Source organism: Micromonospora sp. NPDC048063 (assembly GCF_043202855.1).
Classification (GTDB): Bacteria; Actinomycetota; Actinomycetes; order Mycobacteriales; family Micromonosporaceae; genus Micromonospora.
On the sequence record NZ_JBIDBG010000010.1, the window covers coordinates 135,545 to 153,140 of the forward strand.

Annotated in this window: 10 protein-coding genes; 1 reads left to right on the top strand and 9 read right to left on the bottom strand. The window is 69.6% G+C overall.

Annotated elements, in window-relative coordinates; genetic code table 11:
• Positions 1-159 precede the first annotated feature (159 nt).
• From ACGFZ2_RS23450 to ACGFZ2_RS23485, 8 genes are all read right to left on the bottom strand, one after another.
• Positions 160-3,069, bottom strand: a complete 2,910-nt coding sequence (locus tag ACGFZ2_RS23450) for a beta-N-acetylglucosaminidase domain-containing protein (RefSeq protein ID WP_393456822.1) — start codon at positions 3,067-3,069, stop codon at positions 160-162.
• Between the two features lie 130 nt (positions 3,070-3,199).
• Positions 3,200-6,667 (bottom strand): LamG-like jellyroll fold domain-containing protein, encoded by a 3,468-nt coding sequence (locus ACGFZ2_RS23455; RefSeq protein WP_393456825.1) that lies wholly within the window; start codon positions 6,665-6,667, stop codon positions 3,200-3,202.
• A 404-nt stretch (positions 6,668-7,071) separates the two neighbouring features.
• Positions 7,072-7,821 carry a sugar isomerase domain-containing protein gene (locus ACGFZ2_RS23460; RefSeq protein ID WP_393456828.1) on the bottom strand — a complete coding sequence of 250 codons (750 nt, stop codon included), beginning with the start codon at positions 7,819-7,821 and terminating at the stop codon, positions 7,072-7,074.
• Positions 7,814-9,040, bottom strand: a complete 1,227-nt coding sequence (locus tag ACGFZ2_RS23465; RefSeq protein WP_393456831.1) for a hypothetical protein — start codon at positions 9,038-9,040, stop codon at positions 7,814-7,816. Before ACGFZ2_RS23465 ends, ACGFZ2_RS23460 begins: the two co-directional genes overlap by 8 nt.
• 14 nt (positions 9,041-9,054) lie before the next feature.
• Positions 9,055-9,990: an N-acetylglucosamine kinase gene (locus tag ACGFZ2_RS23470; RefSeq protein ID WP_393456834.1), complete on the bottom strand. Its 936-nt coding sequence runs from the start codon at positions 9,988-9,990 to the stop codon at positions 9,055-9,057.
• Positions 9,987-10,886 (bottom strand): carbohydrate ABC transporter permease, encoded by a 900-nt coding sequence (locus tag ACGFZ2_RS23475; RefSeq protein ID WP_393456837.1) that lies wholly within the window; start codon positions 10,884-10,886, stop codon positions 9,987-9,989. The genes ACGFZ2_RS23470 and ACGFZ2_RS23475 overlap by 4 nt, the downstream gene beginning before the upstream one ends.
• On the bottom strand, positions 10,887-11,837 hold the full coding sequence (locus tag ACGFZ2_RS23480) for a carbohydrate ABC transporter permease (protein ID WP_393263481.1): 951 nt from the start codon (positions 11,835-11,837) through the stop codon (positions 10,887-10,889). It lies immediately after the preceding gene.
• On the bottom strand, positions 11,816-13,090 hold the full coding sequence (locus ACGFZ2_RS23485) for an ABC transporter substrate-binding protein (RefSeq protein ID WP_393263483.1): 1,275 nt from the start codon (positions 13,088-13,090) through the stop codon (positions 11,816-11,818). Before ACGFZ2_RS23485 ends, ACGFZ2_RS23480 begins: the two co-directional genes overlap by 22 nt.
• A 158-nt stretch (positions 13,091-13,248) precedes the next feature.
• Here ACGFZ2_RS23485 and ACGFZ2_RS23490 point away from each other — a divergent pair, with 158 nt between their 5' ends.
• Positions 13,249-14,022 carry a GntR family transcriptional regulator gene (locus ACGFZ2_RS23490; protein ID WP_393263485.1) on the top strand — a complete coding sequence of 258 codons (774 nt, stop codon included), beginning with the start codon at positions 13,249-13,251 and terminating at the stop codon, positions 14,020-14,022.
• 20 nt (positions 14,023-14,042) lie between these two features.
• On the opposite strand, the gene ACGFZ2_RS23495 is transcribed toward ACGFZ2_RS23490, so the two are convergent.
• Entirely contained in the window at positions 14,043-17,366 is a 3,324-nt protein-coding gene (locus ACGFZ2_RS23495; protein WP_393457061.1) for a beta-N-acetylglucosaminidase domain-containing protein, read from the bottom strand.
• Between the last annotated feature and the right edge of the window lie 230 nt (positions 17,367-17,596).

Consider the following 17,596-nt stretch of genomic DNA (forward strand, 5'->3'; position numbering starts at 1 on the left):
GGCGTGATGTCCTTCGTCACGCAGGCTGCCTGCTCCTTCTGCCGGCCGCGGGGGTACAGCTCGCTCGAGCTGTACCCCGCCACCCCGGCCAGCCGGTGCCGCGCCACCACACAGGGGCGCGTCGGCACCGTCGGCCGATGGCCAACTGGGGCGGCCCCGTCAGCGAAGGAAGATGGTTCCTCCCCATCCTGGGCCGTGTGCTGCCGCCGTCGGGAACATCAATCCACTCGTGAAGCGACCTGCATTGATGTTCGTGACGAGCCGGCCCGCACCGTTGATCGAGATCAGGTCGGCGCGGCCGTCCCCGCTCAGGTCGGTCGGGTAGGGCAGCATGTTGGCGTTCCAACCCTGGCCCACCGAAGCTCGGGGTCCGAGGCTGACCAGCCCGTTCGTCACGCCCTGGTTGCGGAAGGCGGCAAGCGTCCCGTCCGCCAGCACGCCGAGCACATCCGCGGGCCCGTCACCATCGAGGTCGACGACGTGCATGGCCAGGTAACCGGTCCAGCCCGCACCGACCCGCTGACCGGCGGCGAACATACCTCCGCTGAAGCTGCCGGTGTTGAGGTAGTGCCACAGCGACCCATCCGGCTTGATGGACATCAGGTCGGCTCTTCCGTCACCCGTGAGGTCACCGACGAAGGGAAGCTCGGCGGTGCTCCAGCCCTGGCCCACCGGGACGGCCGGACCCCAGGTGACCGCACCGTTGTTCATGCCGGTGTTGCGGAATGCCTTGAGCGTGCCGTCCGGGAACACCCCCAGCAGGTCGGCGCGCCCGTCGTCATCGAGGTCGGCCAGGTGCACCGCCAACGTCCCCTGCCAGCCACCGCCGACCTGGACGCCTGCGGCGAACATGCCACCCGTGACGGACCCGGTGTTCCTGAACTGCACCAAGGCTCCGGTGCTGGTCACCGTGAGCAGGTCCGCGAGCCGGTCACCGTCAAGGTCACCGATGATGGGCAGTTGCGAGGCCGACCATCCCTGCCCGACCGTCTGGGTAGCGCCCAGCTCCGGCCAGTTCACCGTGGTGCGCATGTTCTCGTACGCGTTCAGCGTGCCGTTTCCCGTCACGGCCAGGACATCGGAGCGCCCGTCTCCGCTCAGGTCCACCCGGTCGATGCCCCGACGCAGCGCGAAGGTCACCAGGGGGTGGAGCACACCGTGTGCCACCGACTCGGGATGGGCGGCGATGGCGGGAAGAAGGTTACGGATCTCCTGGCGAAGGTTGTCCGCGACCGTGGTCTGTCCGGCGCGCTCGGCGGTCAGGAGATCCACGGCGCGGGTCGCCGCGTCCACGAGGCGCACCGCCTGCTGCAGCCATGGCTTCGCCTGGGTTGTCAGGCTGGTTTGCATGGCCTGCAGGTCCATGCTGGCCGTCTTGAGATCAGCGAGCCTCTGTTTGAGTGCGACGGCGGCGCCGTCCACCCCGTTTCCGGTGCGGAGGGCGTCGCGGAAGCTTCTGATGGCGGCCGCCAGCGCCACCGAGTCGGTGTGGTCGATGACGGACGAGCGGTTGATCTCCGCGAAGGTTCGGAGCTGGCCGGCCTTCGGCCCACCGAGGGTGTTGATGGCGCGTAACCAGGAGTTCTCTGGCTGGTACTGTGCCGGATTCCAGGCGAAGTCGGCGGCGGTGAGCAGGGGGAGCTGAGAGGGGCCCTGCTGGGTCATCTCGTTGAACAGGATTCCTGGAGCAGCCGAGAGCGCGGGCTCTCGCCCGGCCAGCGGGCCCATCTGGAGCCGGTCCCAGACCTGGTCGTTGACGGGGAAGTTGTCCCAGATGGCGAGGCGGTGCCGGGGGAACGCCAACTGTGCGTCGTCGAGATTCTTCTTGGTGATACGCGGAGACAGCACCTCGGGTCCGGTCCAGTACACGCCCACGTCGGCGCCGAGCCGGGTGTCGAACTCGGTGCGGTAGCTGCTGGCCGCCGTCCCGGCGTACTCGCTGCTGACGGTGTACAGCTGGCCCATGTCGGCGTGGGTGCTGATGAACTGTGTCTGGACGAAATTCGTGACGTCGGCCTGCGCCCGGGCCCACGCCGTGACCCCGGTTCCGTATGTGCCGGTGTCGGTGGAGCAGGAGAACGGCCGTGTCGGGAAGACGTCGTCCCAGGCGATGACGAAGTGCCTGACTCCGATCTGGCGCAGCTGGTCGAGCCGGGAGAGCAGCGTGCTGCGCTCCGTGGCGGACGAGTGGCAGATGCCGTTGGCCTGGTCGAGTGGCATCTCGGGTGAGATCCGGTATACGAACGCGACGTGCAGGCTGTTGGCCTTGGTAACGGTTTCTCGTAGATCGCCAAGTTCGGCGTCCGTGTACGGGGTCCGCCAGTTGTTGCTGCCGCTGCCGCCCGTGCGCGGGTCCGCCGCGGGCCCGTAGAAGAAGCGGTTCATCTTGTTGCGGGCGAGGACCTCCACCTGTTCCAGCCGGTCAGCTTTCGTCCACAAGGCCACCCCTGGTGGTGGGGGGTTGGCCGAGTCCATACCGCCGCGGAACGAGAAGGCCGGCCAGTCCTTGATCGTGACCCGCGCGATTTCCGCGCCGGAGGAATCCGACGCCAGGAGCTGTCTCAGGGTCTGCGCGGCGTAGAAGGTGCCCACCTTGTCGCCGCCGGCGAGCACGACCCGCTGCCTGCCGCCGGAGTCCGTCCCGGTGGCCAGCAGATAACCCTGGTCCGGCAGGGTGCTCGGGGTGGTGACACCGAGTGCGTTCAGGGCCGCCGCGCTGGCGGGGGTCTCCCGCGCTCCCCCGACGTAGACGGTTGTTCCGGCGCCGGGATCGGTGTTGGTGAGGGTGACCCTGGTGCGGTGTGCGGTGAGAGCGGCCACCACAGCGTCAACGGCCGGCTGGTCCGCAGCCGCGCCACGGACGACTGTCACAGCGACCGGCAGGTCAAGCGTGGTCCCGGTGACGGACAGCTCCCGTGGCTGTGGATTGAGGGGCGGGGTGGCCGCAGCGCCGCTGGCCGTGGACGGTGAGCCCAACAGCCCGACCGCGCCGAACAGCGAGGCGAGCACACAGCCGGCCACTGTGCGTGGGAAGCGCCAGCGTCCCCGAGGACGGTAGCCGTTTCGCATGGACGCACTCCTAGGAACTCGAGGTTCGTGACTGGATGCCGTGGCGCGCGGCAGGCACGCACCGGCTTAGAAATACTGGACTAGACCATCGAGATTCGTCAATGACTACAGGCCGGTTGATCAACAGGCTTCACCGCCCCACGACCGTCACACCCTTGACGTAGTGGGCCTTCACCATGTCCGGGGTGAGCGCGCGATCGTAGACGGCGACCTCGGACATCCATCCGCCGAAGCGGTTCGCCGCGTCATCCCCTCGTGCCCCGATCTTCAGCGAAGCAGCCCCATCGGTCGGCACCCGGCTGATCGGCACGGATGCGCGCTCGGTGCCGTCGAGATAGACCTTGAGCGTCGAGCCGTCGAAGACGGACACCAGGTGGTGCCAGCCCCACTGCAGCACGGGGGCACCGACCGGACCGGTGGTGGACAGGGAGTCCGAGAGGTTCATCGCCGCCGGCCGGTTCTTCGCACCCAGGCGCAGGAGGTACCCGTTACGGGCGGGCGAGTCGTACTTCTCCAGCACGCCCTGGTCGCCGCCCTCCCGGACGTAGACCCATGCCTCCAGGGCATAGGGGCCGGTCAGGCTCAGGCTTGCCGAGTCGGGTACCTCGATGTAGCCGCCCTCAAGGCTCATCGACCGGCTGTTCCCAGCGGCCAGCGGCCCCGGCTGGCCCTGGACCACGGATCCCCGGACGACCCCGTTGTTGCCGTGCCCGGACCTGTCGAGCACTGTCGCCCCGCTGTCGTCGAGCCGCCAGTAACCGACGGCGCCGTCGGCCCGCACCAGGTCGGCGTAGGTCCCGGGAGCCGGCCTGGCCACCGTCACGGTCGTGGTGAACGCCCTCGGCTCCCCGCCATCCGGGCGGGCGGTCATGACGATCCGGTAGTCACCCGGCGCCGCATTCTCCGGGACCGAGACGCGCGTACGGACCTGCTGCCAAGCGAGCCCGTTCCTGGCGTTGCGGGTGAACAGGATCTGCTCGGACGATGGCGTCCATCCGTTCGGAAGGTCCACCGAGATCCGGCCCTGGACGACTGCGGTCCCGGACATCTCGACGAGCATCCCGAGATCAGTCGTCGCCCCCGGGGCGACCATGGTCGCCAGTTCGGTCGCAACGACCTGCGCCCGGGACAGTTGGCCCACCTTGACGCGCGACACCGTAGCTCGAACGGTCGTCGTCCCTGTGCCCGGCACCGTCACGGCGTCGCCCTCGATGGCGACTGCCGCGCCGTTGGCGGTCGCGGCCTCCAGCCGGTAGCCGGCCGGCAGTCGTAGGTGCAGCTTGACCTGCTGGAGCCCGGGGCGACCCGCCGCGGCGGGCGGGGGCGTCACCGTGGCTTCGATCGTGCCCCGGGCAACGGCCGAGGTGATGGAGTAGGTCACCGGGCCGAACAGGGTCGGCAGTTTGGTGACCCCGACCGTCTGGCCGTCGGACAGCCACGGCTTGGGCGTTGCCGGCGCGAGGTCGAGCTCGGTCGGCACCCCCGCGGCGTCGAGGGTCTCGTTGACGAGCATCCCCCGCAGCGCCTTGAGGTACGTGGCGTTGTTCGGTGACAGGGGTGCCCGGAACTGGGAGCGGTAGTACTCCATCGGGCACGGCGCGACGGTTTCGCCCTCGCCCCCGATGAAGGTGTTGCGGGTGAAGCCCTGGGCGAGCATGCCGTAGAACGTCAGCCCGATCCGGTCGGCATCACCGATCTGGTCGAGATACTTGAGGTAGGACCAGCCGTACTGCTGGTCGACGCCGCTCGAGCGGTAACCGTCCGCTGCGGGCCACGGGCCGGCAGGGCGGGTCTGGCACGCCTCGACCGGCTCACCGCTGAGATTGAACCGGGTGAGCCCGAGGAACGTGGCGCCGTGCTTGTTGAGGAAGGTCGTCAGCCCCTGCCCGACCGGGCTGTTGAGATCGATCAAGCCGCTGCCCAGGGCGTACGGCATGATGAGGTTCCAGTAGCTGCCCTGCGGTGAGTTCGTGATCATCCCGGCCGGGTCGAAGTCGTTCGGCTCGAGCAGCGCAACGGGCACGAAGACCGAGCCGTCGGGCAACTGGGTCTTGCTCCGGTCGATCGCGGCGAGGGTCGCGGCGCGTAGCCCGTCTGCCTGTGCGGTGAAGGCGGCCGCGTCGTCGGGGCGGCCGATGAGACGCAGGACGACACCCATGTCGCGCAGGCCACGCCACACGTCTGCCTGGTGGTGGATGCCGTGAGCCCGTGCGCTGTTGTCGGAATAGAGGCTCGTCTTGGCGAGCAGCCCGTTGGGGTCGTTGCTCCGCTGGGCCGCGATGTCGTTGAGCCACGCCTTGAAGGTGGCCAGGTGGGCCGTGATGAGTCCGGAGTCCCCGGTCTGGAGGTGGTATCTCGCGGCCGCCTGGAGCTTGATGCCCCGCTCCCAGGTCGTGAACCCGTCAAGGTACTGCCCCCGGACGAGGAACTCGTCCATCGTCTGCCGGGTGCGCGGCGCGTAGCCGAAGTCGCCGAGCGATCCGACCGTGGCCACCACCTCGGGGATCCAGGCGAACTTCGGGTCGTCGGGCAGCTCGTAGCCGTTGCCGATCGTGAGGTTGTAGCCCATGACGAGGTTGGTCAGCAGCATGGACCGCATGGCGTCGGCGGCGTACTTCTCCGGAATCTGCACCCCACTCCCGGTGTCGAGCTGGCCCTTCCAGTAGGCGATCATCTGTGCCCGCCTGGCGTCGTATCCGCTGCTGTCCATGACGACCGTCCCGAGCGCCTGGGGCTGGTTCATCATGAGCAGGTGGACCTCCGCCGGGCCCTTGCTGAGGTCGAGGGTGTAGGTCAGATCCGGTGCGCTCCACGCAGCCTGGCCGCTGTAGGCGAGCGCGAGCTTGTCGCCCACCTTGAGGTTGTTCTCGGCAGCCACGGCCCCGGCGACGTACATGCCGTTCAGGTTGACGCGGAGCGTGGCCGACGTCTGGCCGGAGTTCCCCGGCCGGACGATGAAGCGGATCATGCTCATGAGCCGAGCGGAGCCGGAGAACCGGGTGACGTAGGACTCCCGTTCATAGGTCCGTCCCTGGCGGTCGGTGTAGCGGTTCTGCAGCACCGGCTGGTAGCCATCGGCGAGCGTCGGCTCGTCAAGCCTGGTCTCGGCCGAGCCGTAGAGTTCGGTCCCGTCGCCGACGTAGAACTTGACCCACTGCCGAGTCCGCCCGTCGGCGAAGTCCGAGTTGATCTGGCTGCCGTCGGTGAAGTGGAAGCTGAAGTCCCGCTGCGCGCTGAAGTTCTTGAGGTCCGGCATCGGGTATGTCAATGGAAGGTTGTTCCACCGGGTGTCGTGCCAGAAGTCGTCGCCGTGGTTGGCCGGTACGAGAAGGTCCCGCATGTTTGCCATCGTCGGGCCGTCAGGCAGCGCCATGAGCTGCTCGCCCCACGTGTCGGTCCCTTGCCGCAGGGCCGCCTGCACGCGCTGGACGTATCCGTCGGGGAACGCCGGCTGTTCTGGACGACCGATTGGCCCGTCAGGCATGGCGTCCCCAGCTGACGGCCCGGACGCAGCCCGGGGTGAGGCCGGCGCCGCTGCGGTAACCGGCGCCAGGACGACTCCCCCGGCCGCGAGACAAGCCACCAGGAGCGCAGCCATGCATGCCCATCGGTTCGTACTTTGTCTAGCAGCCATCAGCCCTGCTCCTCATCGATTCGGTAACCGCGACGCGGGCTGGCGGGCGTGCACTCGGCGCCCAGGGCCACCCGCGCGTTCGGGCAGATGCGGCAGACGCTAATACTGGTATAGACCGGAGTCAAGATGCGTCGTCTGCGCGCCTCTCCGCAGCACCCACCCCGGTCTGGTAGCCGGCCGAAGCCGGACAACGCCTGACGGCAGCAACCGTGGAGAACCCGTTGCGCGGAGACCCGCACGGCGGGTTCGGCGAGCGGCCTGGAGAAACGGACCAGCGGCAACGCAGGCACCGCGCTCCAGGCCGACCCAACCAGGACTTCCCCGATGAACGTCTCCCCCGACGCCTGGAAGCCTTCGTCCGTGGCGGATCAGGGTTCGATCGGCCGGACCTGATCCCGGTACCGCTCATAGAGGCCGCGATTGTGCGCGTCGCCCTGAGCAAGGTTCGCGGATACGTGGACGGGCGGGTCGACGTCGCGGGCCAACAGCCGGCGGCAGACCAGCTCGGTGAGGAGCTGCGCGATGAGGACTCCGGTGAACGACGAAATCGCCCCGGTCCGAACTCCTGGGGTGATCTCCAGTGCCGCGTCTCCTGCGGGCGCGTGGTTGTCGATCACCACATCCGCCAGGTCAGCGAGATGCGGTCCCTCGGTGGAACGTGCACCGGCCGAGCGCGTGTGGGCCAGTGAGGTGACCGCCACGATCGGATGGGAACGCTCGCGGGCCAGCGTCGCCATCTCGATGACGGCGGCGTTGATGCCGGAGTTGGAGACGATGAGGAAGGCGTCGTGCTCGGAGGGTGCGGCGAGGTGGTAGATCCGCTCGGCGAGACCGGACTCGCGCTCGTACGTCGGGTCGAGGATCGGCCCCGGGTCGGCACCGCCGAACATCACGAGATCCTTGACCGCCAGCATGCTGACGGCGGCGAGCCCGCCGGCACGCCCGGCGAGTTCGAGGGTGACGATCCGCGAGTGACCGGTCCCGAACGCCTGTAGGACGCCGTCGGCGGCGATGGCGTCGGCGACGAGCCCGGCTGCGGCCTCGATGGCGTCGAGCTCCGTGGCCAGAACCCGTTCGAGCGCGTTCCGGGCGATGGTGGCGTAGGCCGGCTCAGGCACTGATCCTCCTGGAATGTTCACGGTCGCCGACGGCTTCGATGGCGGCTTCGACGGCAGCCTCGACGACGATCTCGCCGCTGCCCGAGGTGACCGGACTGACATAGGTTTCGTAGCAGGGTTGCGTGTCGCGGGCGGGTAGGTAGCCGAGGTAGCCGTTCGCATAGCCGAGGACCACGATGGCCCCCACCTGGTCGGACGCTGCCGAACGGATCGTTTCGCCCAGCTCGAGGAACAGCTCGCCGGGAACGGCCACGATCGTGACCCCGTCGAGGTCCACCGCCTCCACGTCGACGACGTACGGTTCGGTGCGGCGGCGCGCCGCCTGCTCCTCCGCGATCCGCCTCCCCTGTTGCAGGACCCAGCGGATGCGTTCGTCCTTGCCCACCGGCAGCGGCGCTTGCCGCAGGGCCACGTCGAGCTCCGCGGGCTGCTTGGGGGCGAGTGTGACGGTTCGCGAGACCGGCGGCCGTACCGGCGTCCGGGTGCCCCCGCCGACGTGCGGCGGCACCGGTAGTACCCGGTCGGCCAGCCAGGCCCCGAGCCGATCCACCTCGTCAAGCCCCCGCCCCTGACGGGTCTGCCGGGTACTGATGTCGCCGGCGGCACCGGTGGCGACGACCACCCACCTGCCTGGTGCGGACAGCGCCCGGCGGATGCCGCCGTTCAGGTCCGCGCTCACATGGTTGTTGTCGGCGGGGAGGATGGTCGGGTGGACCGGAGAGATCACGACCAGTCCCACCACGTCGGCGCCCGCGGTGACCGTGAGGGTGTCGACGGGAATGTCCAGCGGGCCCGCGTCGGCGACGTTGCGGCGACCGGCCAGCTTGGGAACCAGTGTGCGGACCCAGCCGAGTCCGGCGGTGCGCTCGGACGCCATGGCGGACCGCACGGCTTCGAGGGATGCGGCTTCGAGCCGGTCGGCGAGGTGGCGTGGCGTGGCCTCGCCGCCGGGGCTGCAGCCCGCCTCGGGACTCGCGTGGGTGTGGGTGGCGGCGACCCAGCAGGACTGCACGCCGACGTCCCGCATGGCGCTCCGGATCCGCTCGACGACGTCGACGTTGACGCAGATCAGATCCGCGACCACCAGCGCGAACCGGTGGCCGTCGTCGGCGAACGTGACGGCATGGACCTCCAGCGGGTCGAGCACGTTCTGGACGCCGTCGGAGCGGTCGGCGTAGCCACCCATGGGTTCTCCGGGCACGACCTCGAGCCGCACCACCCCGTGTCCGACCCTCATGCGTCGCCACCGGTTCCGTGGCCCGCCAGCAGGCGTGCGTAGGGGTCGGCACCGCTCAGCAGCGCCGGACCGCCATCGAGCGGCTCCGCTCTGGGTGTGACCAGGGACAGTCCCCTGGCCTCGAGTTCAGCCGCCAGCGACTGGTGGAGCGCGTTCCCCGGGGCCAGCAGCCGTCCGCTGAAGGACACCCGCCGGGCTGCCCCGCTGAGGCCGAGCCGGACGGCTGCCACCTGCGCCGCAGCGGCGAGATCGGCCGCGGCCCGGGCGCAGATCCGCCCCGCCACCGGGTCGGCCCGCGCGGCCGCGTCGAGCACGTCGCGGGCGAAGGCCGCGGTACGGGCGACAATGGCGGGGTCGCGGTAGTAACGCTGTAGCGACGCCAGGTCGATGCCGCCGAGCGCGGTGACGAGACGGTCGGCCAGTACCGTTGCCGGCCCGACCTGGTCGTGCGACGCGGTCGCGGCGCGCATGCCGGCCAGTCCGATGGCGTACGCGCTGCCCCGGTCACCGAGGTGGGGGCCCCATCCGTCGAGCCGGGCATGGTCGCCGCCGGCGTCCACCGCGAGCACGGTCGTCCCGGTCCCGACACACAGCAGTACGCCGGGGCCGCCGAGAGCGCCGGCGTGCGCGAGGATGCTGTCCTCCACGACCACGGCCCGGCCGCCGAACTGCCGCTCGAGGGCGAGTGCGAGACGCCGGCGTCCAGCGCGCTCCCCCGGTACGCCGGTCAGGCCGGCCACCACGCCGGCCACCTGTGCGGGGAGGGAGATCGTCGCCGCGGCGCCACGAACGGCGGCCAGGATCCGTTCGACGCCGTCCTCGTGGGGCTGGTAGGAGAAGCCCGGGCCGACGCCGAGCTGGCGGCCCTCCGGGGTACGCAGCAGCAGCCGAAGTTCCGACTTGCCGCCGTCGATGGTGATCGTCGTGGTCATCGCGACATCCCTGCGGTCAGCCCTGCGACAATCTGCTTGGTCGCGAGTGCGAACACCACGGCCAGCGGTACCAGGGCGATCACGAGTCCGGCGAACAGGGTGCCGCGGTCGGCGGCGAACTCGCCGAAGAACCGGGTCAGCCCGACCGGAATGGTGTACTTGTCGCCGCTGCGCAGCAGGACCAACGGGTAGAAGAAGTCGTTCCAGGTCGGTGCGAACTGGAAGACGGTTGCCACCGCGAGCGCCGGCCGCATCAGGGGCAGGACGACCGACACGAACAGTCGGCCCTCGTTCGCCCCGTCGATCCGCGCGGCCTCCTCCAGCTCACCGGGCAGTCCCCGCATGAAGCCCATGATCACGAAGACCGAGAACGGGATTCCGCTCGCCGCGTAGAGCAGCACCAGCCCGATCCGACTGTCGATCAGACCCATCGACTGGAACATGTAGAACACCGGCAGCAGGCCGAGTTTCGCGGGAATCATCAACCCGGACAGGAAGAACGCCGCCAGCAGGGCGCGGCCCCGGAACTTCCACCTGGCCAGGGCGTAGGCGGCCATCGCCGACACGCTGACGCACAATGCCACCGAAGCGCAGGTGACTGTGAGGGAGTTGACGAAGTACGTCGAGATCGACGCGGTCTGCCACGCGCGGGTGTAGTTGCTCAGGTCGAACGAACTGGGCAGGCCGACCGGCGCGCGGAGGATCTCCGCGTTGGGCCGGAGCGAGCCGATCAGCACCAGCAGCAGCGGGCCGAAGGCGATCGCGGCGTACGTCCACAGGAGGAGCTGGCTGCCCGCGCCGTGCAGCAGCGAACGCTGGCGGGTGCCGCGCGGACGTATGGTCTCGGCTCCGGCCTTCGATGCCCGGCGGGGGGCGGCGCGAAGGGTGGTACTCATCTAGTGGACCTCCCGACGGCGCAGCGCCCGCTCCAGGGCCAGGGAGACGCCGAAGATGAGCACGAAGATCAGCATGGCCAACGCCGACGACTCTCCGATCGCGTTGCTGCCGCCTTGGAAGGCGGTCCGGTAGTAGAGAAGGCCCAGCACGTCCATGGCGCCCCCGGGCCCGCCGTCGGAACCGCCGAGCGCGTAGACGAGGTCGAAGATGTTGAAGCATCCGATGAACGTCAACACGGTGATCACGCCGACCGCCGGCATCAGAAGTGGGAACCGGATGCTCCAGAACGCCCGGGTCGCTGACGCGCCGTCCATCGCGGCCGCCTCCTCCAGCTCCTTGGGGATACCGGCCAGGGCGGCGCCGAAGATGAGCATCGGTCCGCCGATCCACTGCCAGGCGTTGACCAGGATCAGTACCGGCAGGGCGAGGTCCGGCTCGCCGAGCCACGGGCGCGCCCAGGCGTCCAGGCCGACCGCACTGAGCGCGAAGTTGATCGGGCCGAAGGTGGGGCTCAGCAACAACGACCAGATGTACCCGACGATAAGCGGGCTGATCAGGTACGGGAGCGAGAAGAGCGTCTGGAACAGCCGCTTGCCCCAGGGGTTGCGGTGCAGGAGCACCGCCAGGCCGAGCCCGATGGTGTTCTGGATCGCCATGGTGCCGACGAAGAAGAGCACGTTGTGTCCGAGCGCGGCGGGGATCTCGTCGCTCAGCGGGTAGCGGGTGAGGATCTCCCGGTAGTTGCCGATCCCGACGAACTCCCCCTGGCGGGTGCCGTCCCAGCGGAACAGCCCGTAGTAGAAGGCGGTGACGAGCGGCACCACGAGGAACAGCCCGTAGAGCGCGAACGCCGGCAGGCAGAACGACGTGATCCACCCTGCCGAGACCCGTCCTGCCCGGCGGCGTGACCGCCGGGCAGGACGGACCGTCAGTTCTTGGGCCGGAACCACTGATCGACCCCTCGTTGGATGTGTGCGGCCACGTCGGCGGCGGTGCTTCGGCCCAGGACGTAGTCGGAGAACGCCTCGGAGGCGAGGTCCCAGGCGGTGGGTGTGCCGCCGGAGAAGTACGCGTAGGTGACGTACGGGCTGGGGTTCGCCTGGTAACCCTTGAGTGCCTGCGCCAGGAGTTCGTCCTGCGGCTCGGCGCCCGGTACCGGGGAGATCTGCTGAAGCTCGTTGGACAGCGCCTTGCCGAACTCCTCCGTCGCCATCCACCGCACGAGGTCCAGCGCCGCGTCCCGGTGGCGGGATTTCGCCGAGACGCCGAACGACCCGTCGACGTAGCCGGGCACCAGCGTCTTGTCGACCGCCGCGCCGGGCGCCGGCGGCACGTTGAAGATGCCCATGTCGAGCTGGGGGTTGGCCTTCTTGAACCCGGCGAGCTCCCAGACGCCACCAGGGAACATGGCGGCCCGGCCGGAGGTGAAGAGGGCCTGCGCGTCGCTGTAGTTCACCCCGGCCGCCTGCGCCGGCCAGTACTTCTGGGTGCTCTGCCAGGTCTCGAGCGACTTCACCCAGGGCGCGTCGGTGAACTTCGCCGAGCCGTTGAGCATCTTGGTGAGGTAGTCGGGGCCGCCGTACGTGGTGGCTCCGAAGATCTCCTGCTCGATCGGCAGCATCCACTTGTCGGTGACGGTGTTCGCCAGCGGGGTGACGCCGGCCTTGCTGAGCTTGTCGAAGCCCGCGATCATGTCCGCCCAGGTGGTGGGGGCGGCGATGCCGTTGTCGGCGAAGATCTTCTTGTTGTAGATGACGTGCAGCGTCTGGATCGCGAACGGAACGCCGTAGACGCGCCCGTCCTTCTCGCCCTTCGCGCCGTCGAGGATCGGCTTCGGGAATCCGCTCAGCTTGTCGACCTGGTCGTCGAGGGGCACCAGGCTGCCGGAGCCGACCAGCGGCTGGAGCAGCCCGTAGGAGCGCAGCTGCGCGACGTCGGGGCCGTTGGCATCGGTGAGCCCGGTCTTGAGGATCGTGTCGTACTCGGTGTTCTTGTAGGGGACGTACTCCACGGTCACGCCCGGGTGGGCCTTCTCGTAGATCTGGAAGATCTTCTTGTACGCCGCGACGTCCTCCTGCCGCCAGCCCCAGACCTTCAGGTTGACGGCGTCGCCACCACCGTCCCCGCTGTCGCCCGGCGCGCAGGCGGCGAGGGTGACGGCGAGTGTCGCGACCACCCCTATCACACCGAATCTTCTGGGCATCTCGTCTCCGATCGTCGTGGCCGCCACCCTCCAGACCTGGCGGACGCGCCGAGCGTAATACTGGTATAGACCGGAGGTCAACGGGTTGCAGCGAGTCAACGGCGGGCCGGAAACTGCCCGTAGGATGGCTCCAACTGCGGGGAAAGGGGATCGGGTCCGTGCCAAGGAGGCGACACGAGCCGAGCGACGGGGCGCTTGAATCGTTGCTGGCGGAGCACAACCGCGGCAAGGGCGAGCACATCAGAGACGTGCTCACCGCTATGGTCCTGAGCTCGCGGGACGGCGCGCTGCTTCCCTCGGAGCGGGTCCTCGCCGAACGGTTCGGCGTCGCCCGGATGACCGTCCGGGGCTCCATCGACGCGCTGGAGTCGAAGAGAATGGTCCGGCGGGTGCCCGGGCGCGGGACCTTCGTGCAGCACCCCACGCTGACCCACTCGGAGATCTTCCGCTCGTTCAGCGAGGACATGCGGATGCGCGGCATGGCACCGGGCGCCAAGTCGTACCGCGCCCGCACCCGCCCGGCCACTCGCGCCGTCGCCGCCAGCCTCGACATCGCCCCGGGCGAGCCGACCCATTACATCGAGCGGATCCGCACCGCGGACGGCATCCCGATGGCGCTGGAGCGGACCAACCTCGCCGCGACGCGGTTCCCCAACCTGCTGGCGGTGATGGGGCGCGACGACTCGCTGTACGAGGTGCTGGGCCGCGCCTTCGGGGTGCGGCTGGAATCGGCGCGGCAGACGGTCACCATCGCCCGGCTGACCGACGCCGAGGCGAAGCGGCTCGAAGTCGCGGAGGACAGCCCGGCGTTCCTGATCGAGCGCATCTCGGTGGACAACATGGGAAAGGTCGTGGAGTTCGGCCGGTCGCTCTACCGCGGGGATCGTTACGCCATCCAGATGCACGTCAGCCCCCCGTCGCCGGAGGGCTGACGCACATCGGGGGAGGCCGGTCAGCCGAGGCCGGTGAGGTGGTGCGCCTCGAGTTCGGCCGCGGTCAGGGCCCGGTCGTAGATCGCCGCCTCGTCGAGGTCGCCCTGGAGCCGCTGGTTCGCGTCGTCTCCGCGGCCACCGAGCTTGACGCCCGCCGTACCGCTGCCTGGCGACACCGACGTCGCGACGCTGTTGTCCGCCACCCCGTCGAGGTACACGGTCAGTCGTGACCCGTCGAAGACGGCGGCGACGTGGTGCCACGTGTTCGGTGACAGCCGGGTACGGCCGGTCACCAGGCCGTACCCCTTTCCGGCAGCGCCCAGCGACCACGCCTGCAGGACGCCGTCTGTCACCCTCAGCGCATACCCGTTGACCGCCGGCCCGCTGTAACTCTCGATGATCGCCTGCCCCGGCGCCGGGGCGAGCGTGTCGAGCTTCACCCACGCCTCCAGGGTGAACGCGCCCCGGAGGTCGGTTCGCGGGCTTCGTGGCGCCTCGACGTACCCGGCGGAGAGGTCTGCCGCCCGGTCACCGGTGATCGCACCCTCGGCCCCCGGGTGGGCACCGGCCAGGTAGGTGCCGTTCCGCTGGCTGGCGGAGCCGTCCACGGCGGTGCTGGAGCCGGTCGCGTCGCCGAGCCGCCAGTAGCCGGCCGGGTTCGCCCCGGTCACGAGGTTCGGGTAGCTCTGCTCCCCGACCAGGATCGGGAGCGACACGTTCACCGGTGGCACGCCGTCCTCGGCGAAGGACACCGTCACCTGGTGGCGTCCCGGCTCGGCGTCGGCCGGGACGGTCACCTCCACCGGTACGCTCGCGACGATGGTCCGCCCACCCGGCTGGGCACGGAACACCTGCTTCGCCGGGTCGATGGTCCAGCCGGCCGGGCCGGTGGCGCTCACCTGGCCACTGATCCCGTGATCCGCGAACACCTCGAAGGTGACCTGGAATCGCTTCGTCTTACCGGGCGCGATCAGCGATCCCGGCGGATCGACCGAGACGGTGCCGCTGAACACGTCGGAGTAGTGCGGGACGATCTCGTAGATGTGCGGGGCCGCGCTGCCCGATGTCCACCGGATCCGTACCGCGCCGGCCGCGAGGTCCGCGGCCGGCACCTTGGTGAACCCGTCAGCGAGCGGTCCGAGATCCACCCAGGCGCCGTCGACCAGCGCCTGGATCATGCCGTCGGCGGGAGCGGTCGCGTCCTGCACCACGGTCACCGCCGACAGCCGGTGCGGCTTGGTGATCGGAACCGTGATCACGTCGCCGTCCTGCGGCTTGCCGGCGGCGACGTACGCCGTGTCGTCGCGCCGGTCGGTCAGGTTGCCCAGCGCCGACCCCTGGGTGGCAGCCGGTAGGCCCGTCGGAGCCCCGAGGTCGCCGTACCAGCGGTCACCGATGTAGCCGTCGCTCTGCGAGGCCGCGAAGCTGAGCAGGTCGTCGACCGGACCGGGGCTGATCTGGTGCCACGTCCTGTCGAGGATGCCACGGGCACGCGCCTGGTCCCGTCGTGCCAGCCAGGCCGCTTCGCCGTCCCCCCGGTCCTGGGCCCGGAGGATGGCCACGGCCGCCCGGCCTGCCTGGCCGGTCACTCCGACGCGGTCCAGCCAGGGCCCGATCTGCTTGAGCAGCGCGGGGTTGTCGAGCTGCGCCCGGAGCGCGGCGGGCAGTTCCGCCAGGCGGCGCATCTCACGATCGAGCTGCTCGAGTTCGTCGCCCACCGGCCGGCCCGCCGAGTACTCGGCGATGAGCCGGTTGACGAGCGCGGCGAACTGCGGCCGTGCGGTGTTGTCGAGGACGCTGGCCCGGTTGTTCTCCGCGAACAGCCGCAGCTCCTGGTAGGCGTCGCCGCCGACGATCTGCAGCGTGCGCGTCCATGAGCGCTCCGGGTCGTAGGCCCCGGGGTTCCAGGCGTAGTCGGCCTGCGTGCCGAGTGAGATCAGCGAGGCCTCCTGGTGCTGGACGAGTTCGTTGAACGAGATGCCGATGACGTCGTCCGCCATGCTGGCGTCGCGGTTCACCAGTGGGCCCAACAGCAGCCGGTTGGGGCTGTAGTCGTTGACCGGGTAGTTGTCCCAGAGCATGATCCGGTGCCGCGGCCAGGCGGCCTGCGCCGCCCGGAGGTCGTCCCTGGTGATGCTCGGCGAGACCACTTCCGGCCCGGTCCAGTAGAGGTCGACGTCGGCGCTCACCAACTCGTCGAACCGGTTCTTGTACGGCGTACGGGTCATGCCCCAGTACTCGGTCGGCACGGTCACCAGACGGGTGGCGCCGGGGTGCTTCTCGATGAACTCGCGTTGGACCAGGTTGGTGACCCCGGCCTGGGCGGCGGCGAGCGGCGATGAATCGCCCTGGTAGGCGTCCCGGTCCTCCTGGCACGCGAAGTTACCGGACACGTCGTCCCAGGCGATGACGTAACTGCGGACCCCGATCTCCCACAACTGCGCGAAGCGGGCCAGCAGCTTGGCCCGATCGGACTCGCGCACGTGGCACATCCCCTGACCGGGCGCCAAGGGCGCCTCCGGCGAGACCCGGTACACGAAATCGACATGACGCGACCGCGCCAGGTCCACGATCTCCTTCAGCCGGCCCAGTTCCGCCTCGTCGTACAGGGAGTCCCACTTCGAGCCGGTACGCAGGTCGTCCGCAGGCCCGTAGAAGAACTGGTTCATCTTGTGCCGAGCCAGGAACTCGATCTGCGAGCGCCGGTCCTCCTGCGACCACACCGGTCCGTAGAACGACTCCATGCCGCCCCGAATTCGGTAACCCGGCCAGTCGCGCACCGCTACACCGTCAACTGTTACCCGGGAGCCTTCCGACACGAGCAGCTGACGCAGTGACTGAACGGCGTAGAAGGTGCCGGCGCCGTCCAGACCCGCGAGGACGATCCGCGGTCGCCCGAGACGATCGTGGCCGGCCGCCAGGACGTACCCCTCACCGGGCAGCCCCGCTGGCCCCTCGACCCCGAGGGCACTCAGCACTGCGGTGCTCGCCGACGTCTCGCCCGGTCCGCCGAGGAGGATCAACGGGCGCGACGTCGACATGTCCGCGGTTCGGACGACCCTGGCCGTGACACCGTGCGCCCCGAGCAGATCCACGAGCGATTCCTGGGCCGCCGAATCCACGGCCGCGCCCGCGACGACATCGACATCGCCGGGCAGGACGACGGACCCCGGACGCGGCGCTACCTGCTGCGGCACCGGGAGAATACGGGCCATATCCACCCGATCAGGAGCCTGGGCCTCGCCCCGAGCAGGAGGAGGGTTCACCAGCCCAATGGCGAGCCCGACCAATCCGGCGAATATTCCGGCGCGGCGACAGCCACGAAACGAACGCGACAGAAACATCACACCTCCACTCCTTCAATAGTCGCGGCGCCGACCGGCACCCGATCCCTGCGCCGCGTCGTCCACTCCCAACCGAGATCAGCTAGCCAGACCGGTCTATACCAGTAACAAGAATCCATGCCGCGCCTGGCCACGTCAACCCTGCCGCGAACCGCAGATGCGGGCGGCCGAGCATCAACGGTCGTGCGCAGACTCGGGGGGGCCATGGCCCGGCACGACGCCGAACCACT